Below are 7,537 nucleotides of genomic sequence, written 5' to 3'. Positions count from 1 at the left end.
TGAACCTACGCCTGGAACCTTTCGGCATGTTTCTATCTCCTTCGGACTGTTACCACCCTATCGAGTGGTCTGTCCGGAATCTCTGGAGCACCTCACTCCCATTGTGTGGGCGCTGCAGACCCTCCGGTCGACTCATTCGCCGACGGCACCCGAGCAGGTACTGCCTGAAGACGGACCGCTGACCTATATATCCGTTGTTTTCTGCAACCATTACTGCCGAGCCCCGGTGCTCGTGCACGGGCATCGGCATGTTCGCATCGCAGGCGACCGTCGGGGCTTCTATAGTCCCACCACCGGGTTGTCGGTCCATTGATCGGCATCTTCCAGATACCCCAGCAGAGCACAGGAGCCATCGGCCCATCCGCCGTGGCGGCCGATGCGTTCCAGGGCGTGGCCCTGGCGGCGGGCGGCGGTGGCGAACCCGCGCCGCAGCGAGGGCCCGCTCCAGTCGCCGGACAGCTTGGCGTCCGCGGCCAGGCGGGCGACGACGTCGGCGACAGCCTCGGCGGTCATCCGCCCCTTCGGGTCGCCGATCGTTTGCTAACGGGACTTTTCGTTCCGATGCTCGTCATGCCCCTTAACCGCACCCCGCTCAGGCCACGGGGTCCGAGATGGCCGGTGAGGCGGGCAGGGGTGGGAGCGTCAGGCCCGGAGCTGGGGCGGGCAAACCGTCGGGCGGCCGGGACCAGTCGTTGACTCTGGCGAAGTCGACCTCGCCGCCGGAGAACCACGCGTTATCGAACGACCCAATCTCAACGGCCCCTGTGGCTCGGTGGAGCTTCGGGTCAGCTTTCCCAGCGTCGGATGAGGTTCACGCCAACGTATCGAGAACTTCATCGAGCCGTTCGACGGCCTTGCCGTTATGGCCCTTGGCCGCCATCGTCCCCAGAATGATGTCCTTGGTCAGGCCATCCTGGCCGTAGGCGCCCCGGAGAGCTCGCAGCGTCTGATCGCGGCCGAACCCGCGCGTCCACCCGTTGTTGCCGTTACGGTGAACTCGCTCCAGCAACTCTCGCTGGCTGTCCCTGAGGGTGTCGGGCGTCGCCTGGCCGGTCAGCAGATTGATCGCCCCGGTCTCCATCGCCCAGCCGATCAACGGGGTCGACGTCGTCTCCACCACGGCGAGCGCGGAGCCCCGGGCGTAACGGGCAGCCAGGTGAAGCAGCCCGAAGTCGGGCACGTACGCCAGCACTGGCCCCGGGCCGCTACGGGCCCGCTGGCGACTACTGCGCGGCGTAATCGCCGGGTAGGCGTTGGCGAACCATGTAATCGACTCGCCTCCGGTGTCCCACTGCTGCTGGGTTGGTGTCACCAGCAGCGGGGTGGAGCCTTCCTGCTTGGCCTGCTCAAGCACCCAGGCCACGGCTAGCCTCGCAGCGTCGTCCCAGTCTCGGTAAGGGTCATCGTCTGGAACCCACGCTGCGGTGTATCCGATGATGGACATGACCGGGGACGTTAGCAGCACGCTCCGACAACTTCAGGCGCCATAGAGGTTGATCCTGCCGGGACGCCTCCGGGATGGAGTGGCCAGGCCATGAACCGTCTGTAGCGCTACTCCGCGTGAGGAGCCGCTGGTGACGCAGGCGATGAGGGTGAAGATCTCCTCGAACTGGTCGACGACCAGCACCAGCCTCCCCCCGGCCGCGGCTGGGAGGGTGCGGCGGCGGGCGTCGGTCTCCACAGCCTGGCGCACCAGCAGCGGCGCCTGCCGCGGATCGCCGGACAGGCTGCGCACCACATCGGGTGCCGGCACCCCGGCCAGCGCGGCCAAAGCGCCGGCCAGGCGGGTCAGCGGGGAGCCGGTCGGCTCCAGGACCAGCACCGGCCAGTCGGACGGGGAGAACTCCTCGTCGCAGGCTCCGCAGACGATCGAGCCGCGCTGCAGGGGCCGCGGCGGGGTGCACCCGTGAGGGGAGGTGATCTTGAAGGCCGGACCTCGGAGACGGTCCGGCCTTTGAAACTCCCGTGCGCGCCTGAGCGCGTCAATCACCGCGTGACGCGATTCTTCGCGAGCCTGCCAGCCCCGCGATTCGGCAACCGCCGAAAACAATTTGGAAATCCATATTTCCACCAGAAGACCGACTTGTGATCTATATCACATCAATCGAACGAGAATTCGCTTTTATTGTCCGGTAGATCGGGTTATGTTCAAGCGGCGCAAAGATGGGTTTGGTTGATATCAAGCCCACTCATCCCGTCTATCGCCGGAGGTTGTACGTGCTTAAATCGCGACGTCTTTCCCTTGTTTCGCTCATTAGCGCTGCGGCTGTCGCAACAGTACTGGCCTCGGCCTCTACGGCTATGGCCGCTGCCCCCTCCCCGATTCCGTCATCGGCCGACACCTCGGCCCTCAGCCCCCAGCAGCTTGAACTTCTGCAGTCCGACACGCCCAAGACGATCGCGCTGGACCCGCAGACAGGCAAGGTGCTGTCGGTGACCGAAGGCGGCATCGCGACACCGATGATCAGCCAGCACAGCATCTGCAATTCGGGGGACTTCTGCTACAAGTCCGGCCAGGTGCCGTACGCGGATCAGGGGTTCTACGGCAGCGCGGGCACGAAGACAGGCAGTTGGCTCTTCCGCTCCTACTTCAGCACCGGCAGCCACACGGGCAGAGCTTGCTGGACCTACAGTGGATCGTCACCCTGTAGTGGTCCGTGGGGCCCCAACAACACCGTCACTTTCAGCGGTTCGCTGGTCACGGGCACCAGCGTCACTCTCTACTAGGGCCGACTGGGCTGCTCATCACCTTTGCCGACGCGGAACGTGATTGAGTGACCACTGCTGATTCTACGGGCAGATAAATAAGGGCGGGAAAGCGAGTGTCGCTTTCCCGCCCTTGGTGTATCCCGGCCCCGAGAACAGGGGTTCTACTTATCAGGTCATCAAAGCCACCGCAAGATCACGACCGGTGAGGTCATTCTTGCTTGCTGGCCGGCTATGGAGTTGGGGCTTGTCACAGGGGGGTTTTGCCGTTTACCGACAGCACCTGACCGGTACGCGGGTCCAGCTTCACCGTTTTTCCGCCCGGGGTGGCATCATTACCCTCGGACACCGACAGCACCTGGCCGGTGCTGGGGTCCAGCGCGATCGTTTTCGGCGTGTCGGACTGCAGGAGCTCTCGTTCCTGTGAGCTGAGCGCTGAGGTGTCCACCGACGGTGCTGGCGACGGACCAGCGGCGCTGACGGCGGAAGCCGAAGTCAAGGCCATTGCGACAGCGGCCACGCTGACCGCCGAAGCCAGGGCGAGACATCGCGATTTAGGCACGTATAACCTCCAGGGACCGATGAGACTAGCCGGGGACGAATGCAGCAGCACCCCGTCCGCCGATCACTTGACACTAGTCTGACACCCCTCAACTTCGGTCTTCAAAGTCGGCCATCCACCTATCAGCTATCCGAACACCGATCACATAGAGTTACTTTGCCCCTGGTGGCGACCCGAGTGGGGCCCAGGAGTGCGCACAGACCCTCCATGATCATGATTCCGGTGAGCTGGAACACCAACCATCTTTCAATATTTTGTTGACAATGAAACGTTGAAAGATGTGGGGTGGGGGCATGACCGACACCACCGACGCCGACGGCCACGGCGCCGCCCGGCGCCGCCTGGTCGAGCGCTACGGCACCGACCACCACCGGCGATGGGCCGCCGACCCCAACGGGCCCGCCGTCCCCCCGGCCGACCTGCTGGCCCGGGTCCTGAGCGCCGCCTGGCCCGCGGACCGCCAGGGCTCCACCCCGGCGCCCGCACCGCCGGCCGAGGACCTGCTCGCCGCACTGGAGCTCCTCGCCCCGGCCCGCCACCGCCTCGACGGCCTGGAACTCACCACCATCACCGCCGCCCGCACGGCCGGGGCGACCTGGAAGCAGATCGCCGCCTCCCTCGGCCTGGACAGCCCACAGGCCGCCGCCCAGCGCCATGCCCGCCTCGCCGGACGCGAGGGACCCAGCCAGGAATGGAACGACCGCCTGCAGGCCGAACGCGCCGAACAGGCCCTCTGGTACGCCGACAACCCGCCCGACGACCCCGACTTCACCGGCCGACCGAAAGGACCCGACGCATGACCACGACCACCGGCACCGCCTACCGCATCGACCACGACACCGACTCCGACCGCGCCAGCGACGGCATCTCCCGCTACAGCGCCTACGTTCGCCAGAACGCCGGCAAGTTCTCCTGGGCTTTCGAGGAGCGCGACGCCGTCGAGTTCGCCGCGGTGGCGTTCGAGATCGCCAGCTCGCCGATCATGTCGCCCGGCTACGTCCTGGACCACCCCCGCATCCTGGCCACCCGCCTGTCGTCCTAAGGGGAGCACCTGCTCGTCCAGGTCGACCTGGTCGCCCCCTCACCCGCCCCGCTGGCCTACCCCGCCTGGCGGGAGGCGGCCCGGTGGTACGGCTGGCCCCGGGAATCGGAGACGTTCGGCGGCTACTACTACCGGCCCGAGTCCGACGACCTCCTGAAACGCCCCTACCTGCTGACCACCACCAGCCTGCAGACCGCAATCGAGGTGGCGGACCTGCCGGCCTGCCCGGCCGGGCCACACGACGAGATCGAGCTGGCCGCCCTGGCCGCCGTCGAGGCCCTGCTACCCGCCCTCAACACCCTGCTCGCCCCGGCCCTGACTGCCCTGGAGAAGGAACGGTGAGCTGAACTCCACACGAGGCGGAGTTCGAGATGTGCGGCCAACTCCACCCCACGCGGAGTTCAAGGCGAGGCCCTCCGCGAATCCATCCGCACCATCGCCGCCGGAGACAAGGTCTCCATCGGCGGCGTCCACAAGACCCCCGCCGACACCCAGCGCGCCGTCGCGGCCGTCGAGGACAACCCCCGCTGACCAGCCCTAACCCCTTGAAGGAGAGCGCCGTGCCGCTGCCTCAGATCCCGCTCGACGACCCGCGCGTCCTGGCCCTGGCCAAGGCCCGCCAGCAACTCGCCCACGAAGGAGCCCTCTGCCCGACCTGGGAGGAGCTGACCGACAAGGAGCGGGAGGGTGCGCTGCCCGACGCCCGCAACTACCTGGAGTCGGCGATCAACGCCGGGCTCGTCCCCGCCGTAGAACTCATCGACAGCGGATGGCGCGCGAGCCTGACCAACATCAACGACGAGATCGAGCGGCAGGCCACCGCAGCCGCCGATCTCCCGCTCCTGCTTTACCGGTTCCGCGCCGCCCCCACCGGCGGGATGAGCGTCGGGACCGTGCTGAACAAGCTGGCCGAGACCGCCGAGCACGTCGGCGAGTTTGCCCGCGAGTTCGGCGAACAGAGCTGGGTCGACATGGACGAGGACGAGACTACGGACTGGCGCAAAGCCCTCGCCGACCTGGAGACCGCCGCCGCCACCTTCCGCCGGACCACGAACCTCATCGGCTGACCAGGGCTCTATAGGCCCCACCCCGGTGACCACCCGCATCGGAACTGCCAGTGACGATAACCCGAGCCCCTGACGGCTCGCTGACGTCACTGGCCGCTCGGTTGCTGCTCAAGGGCCAGCAAGCACTACGGCGACCTCGGCCTGAGTGAGGGCGAGCACACCGAGGCGATCGCCAGAGCCACCGCCGGCCACTCGCCGGACTGACGAATTTCCAGCGACGTCCGGCCGCCGCCGGCTGGAGGTCCACCCGGCTCCAGTCAAGTCCCCGGCACCACATTGACCCCACCCCCGGCGTCGCCCCCACATCAAGATCAAAAGTTTTCCGGGGTTTCGACGCCGACTTCACCGCCGGGCCCTCACCGCCCCGGGGGGGGCGTGCGCCCGGCGGTTGAAAGTTGCCGGTTTCCGGACAATTACCGGCGTGCGCCACGGCCTACCGGCGCCGTGTCGTACGGCGGTGCGCAGCGGCAGACGCACGCCTGCCCGCTTCCGAGCCCCGCCGCCCACGTCGGCGGGGCGAAGAGGACAAGGTTCCCCGTGGATCGCGCGCCGTGAACGACGCTCCGCCTCCTGGTCGCACTGATCCCTTGGCGGGGTGACGTGGGCACCCTGGCCGGACGGGACACGTCATGACCAAGCACAACGACCGCAAGAAGGCGATCAGGGCGCGCATGGCCCAGACCGGTGAGGCCTATAACGCCGCCCGCCGCGCCCTCGACCACGAACGCGCCGAGGTCGCCGAGGTAGCCGAACGGGACTGGTGGCGGCACGCCGTGGTGCGCCTGACCCGGGACGTGACCACGGGCAGCCCGTACGTCGACCGGCCTACCCACCACCGCGCGGGCAGCGTGCTGACCCTGTGGCAGACCGGCCGCAAGGACCGGCCGATCAACACGACCCAGTGGACCACAAGCCTGGACGTGGACCTGATGGGCTTCATCCCGGCCGACGCGGTGGAGGTCGTCGAGGTGCTGGAGGAGATGCCGCCGCGCCTGGCCGACCCGGCCGAGCCGATGCACGCCCGGCTGGCCCGCCGCTGGCGGCGGGCCATGGCCCTGGTCGAGCACGCCGCCGGCGATGCCACCGCGACCCTGAGCGACCGGGTCATGGTGCACGACCATCGCCAGGGGGTCACCCGGGACGTGCAGACTCAGGTGGTCCGGCTACATCGCGGCGGGGGGCGCCCGGAGCCGGAGCTGCTGCGCCTGGCCGCCGACATCCTGGAGCAGGTCGTACGGCCGGGCGCCGGTGGCTATGCGTGGGACGTGGACAGCACGCGGGCGGCCGCCGCTGAGCTGCGCGCCCTGGCCGACGACCCGGCGCAGGACGGCCCCGACCTGACCGCACGCCTGCGGGCCGCGGACACGGCGCTCAGCGTGGCGCTCCAGGCGGACGGCATGGTCGGGGTGGACGCCCGCCTCGGGCCGCACGAGCGCGACCAGGCGCAGGTGCGGTTCGGCGCACGCCTGGCGGCCGTGATTGATGCCGAACAGGCCGCCCGGGCCAACGGGTGACCAGCTTGGCCGGGCGGGCGCCGGCGCCCTGCCAGTGCTTCCGCGACGTCAACCGCTGGGCCTGCCCGCGCACGGCCACCGCTGAGGACCTGCTGTGCGACATCTGCCGGATCGGCTGCCGCCGTACCCGGGTCGACAGTTTCGGCGGCTTCCTGATCGCGCACGCTGCCTCCCCCGCAGCCCTCTACCAGGCCAACTTCCGTTAAGCTCCCGAACTCCGTGGCCCACGGAGTTCGGACTCGGGCATCTCGCGTTCGTGGTCAGGGCCCCTCAACGAGAAGACGTAGCCGTGTGGCCAAGGCGGCATGAAGGGCGGGGTTCTCAGCGGTGACGCGGAGCATCTCCCGCCATACGGCGGAGTCCCGGAGAACGGGATTGCCGGACAACGTCGCCAGATGGCCGGTGAGGTCCTTGAGCATGCGGTAGTCGTCCTCCTCCAGGTCGACGGTGACGCGTACCTTCCGGGGCTTCCGGCTTTCGTATGGCATGTTCACCGATCTTGGCCTGAGGTTTCCTGGGGCGGACAGTCAAGCATCAGCCGAAGTAGGACAGCGGGCCGTCGGTGTTCGCGGGCCGGGCTGCGGCTTTCCGGCCGGTCCCGGCCCGCGACGCCCAAGCCCTCGGCAGGCGGTTGCCGAAAGAATCG

General features: G+C 68.1%; 12 protein-coding genes. 7 read left to right on the top strand and 5 right to left on the bottom strand.

Features of this window, described 5'->3' with window-relative positions; all coding sequences use genetic code 11:
• Window positions 1-279: 279 nt before the first annotated feature.
• The 3 genes from ABZ194_RS29910 to ABZ194_RS29900 form a co-directional block, all read right to left on the bottom strand.
• On the bottom strand, window positions 280-513 hold the full coding sequence (locus ABZ194_RS29910; RefSeq protein WP_355600370.1) for a hypothetical protein: 234 nt from the start codon (window positions 511-513) through the stop codon (window positions 280-282).
• 298 nt (window positions 514-811) lie between these two features.
• Window positions 812-1,354, bottom strand: coding sequence for a hypothetical protein (locus tag ABZ194_RS29905; RefSeq protein WP_355600369.1), 543 nt, complete (start codon window positions 1,352-1,354; stop codon window positions 812-814).
• A 123-nt stretch (window positions 1,355-1,477) separates the two neighbouring features.
• Window positions 1,478-1,990, bottom strand: a complete 513-nt coding sequence (locus tag ABZ194_RS29900) for a hypothetical protein (RefSeq protein WP_355600368.1) — start codon at window positions 1,988-1,990, stop codon at window positions 1,478-1,480.
• A 311-nt stretch (window positions 1,991-2,301) separates the two neighbouring features.
• On the opposite strand from ABZ194_RS29900, the gene ABZ194_RS29895 reads away from it, so the two are divergent.
• A complete protein-coding gene (locus tag ABZ194_RS29895; protein ID WP_355600367.1) occupies window positions 2,302-2,727 on the top strand; it encodes a hypothetical protein in 426 nt (141 codons plus the stop codon).
• A gap of 229 nt (window positions 2,728-2,956) precedes the next feature.
• Here the strand turns inward: ABZ194_RS29895 and ABZ194_RS29890 are convergent, their stop codons facing one another.
• The gene (locus ABZ194_RS29890) at window positions 2,957-3,268 is read right to left on the bottom strand and encodes a hypothetical protein (protein WP_355600366.1); all 312 of its coding nucleotides are present in this window, start codon (window positions 3,266-3,268) and stop codon (window positions 2,957-2,959) included.
• A 293-nt stretch (window positions 3,269-3,561) separates the two neighbouring features.
• Between ABZ194_RS29890 and ABZ194_RS29885 the strand changes: the two genes are divergently transcribed.
• From ABZ194_RS29885 to ABZ194_RS29860, 6 genes are all read left to right on the top strand, one after another.
• Entirely contained in the window at window positions 3,562-4,068 is a 507-nt protein-coding gene (locus ABZ194_RS29885; RefSeq protein ID WP_355600365.1) for a hypothetical protein, read from the top strand.
• On the top strand, window positions 4,065-4,310 hold the full coding sequence (locus ABZ194_RS29880; protein ID WP_355600364.1) for a hypothetical protein: 246 nt from the start codon (window positions 4,065-4,067) through the stop codon (window positions 4,308-4,310). The genes ABZ194_RS29885 and ABZ194_RS29880 overlap by 4 nt, the downstream gene beginning before the upstream one ends.
• A 204-nt stretch (window positions 4,311-4,514) precedes the next feature.
• On the top strand, window positions 4,515-4,652 hold the full coding sequence (locus ABZ194_RS29875; protein WP_355600363.1) for a hypothetical protein: 138 nt from the start codon (window positions 4,515-4,517) through the stop codon (window positions 4,650-4,652).
• Window positions 4,653-4,870: 218 nt separating this feature from the next.
• Window positions 4,871-5,377, top strand: a complete 507-nt coding sequence (locus tag ABZ194_RS29870) for a hypothetical protein (RefSeq protein WP_355600362.1) — start codon at window positions 4,871-4,873, stop codon at window positions 5,375-5,377.
• Between the two features lie 629 nt (window positions 5,378-6,006).
• Window positions 6,007-6,891, top strand: coding sequence for a hypothetical protein (locus ABZ194_RS29865; protein ID WP_355600361.1), 885 nt, complete (start codon window positions 6,007-6,009; stop codon window positions 6,889-6,891).
• On the top strand, window positions 6,888-7,097 hold the full coding sequence (locus ABZ194_RS29860) for a hypothetical protein (RefSeq protein WP_355600360.1): 210 nt from the start codon (window positions 6,888-6,890) through the stop codon (window positions 7,095-7,097). The genes ABZ194_RS29865 and ABZ194_RS29860 overlap by 4 nt, the downstream gene beginning before the upstream one ends.
• A gap of 54 nt (window positions 7,098-7,151) precedes the next feature.
• Here ABZ194_RS29860 and ABZ194_RS29855 read toward each other — a convergent pair whose 3' ends face one another.
• Complete coding sequence (locus ABZ194_RS29855; RefSeq protein WP_355600359.1) at window positions 7,152-7,379, bottom strand: hypothetical protein; 228 nt, start codon at window positions 7,377-7,379, stop codon at window positions 7,152-7,154.
• Window positions 7,380-7,537 lie beyond the last annotated feature (158 nt).

This window comes from Streptosporangium sp. NPDC006007, assembly GCF_040614315.1.
GTDB lineage: Bacteria > Actinomycetota > Actinomycetes > Streptosporangiales > Streptosporangiaceae > Streptosporangium.
Note: the sequence above shows the minus strand (reverse complement) of the source record. Positions and strands in the feature narration are given on the sequence as shown.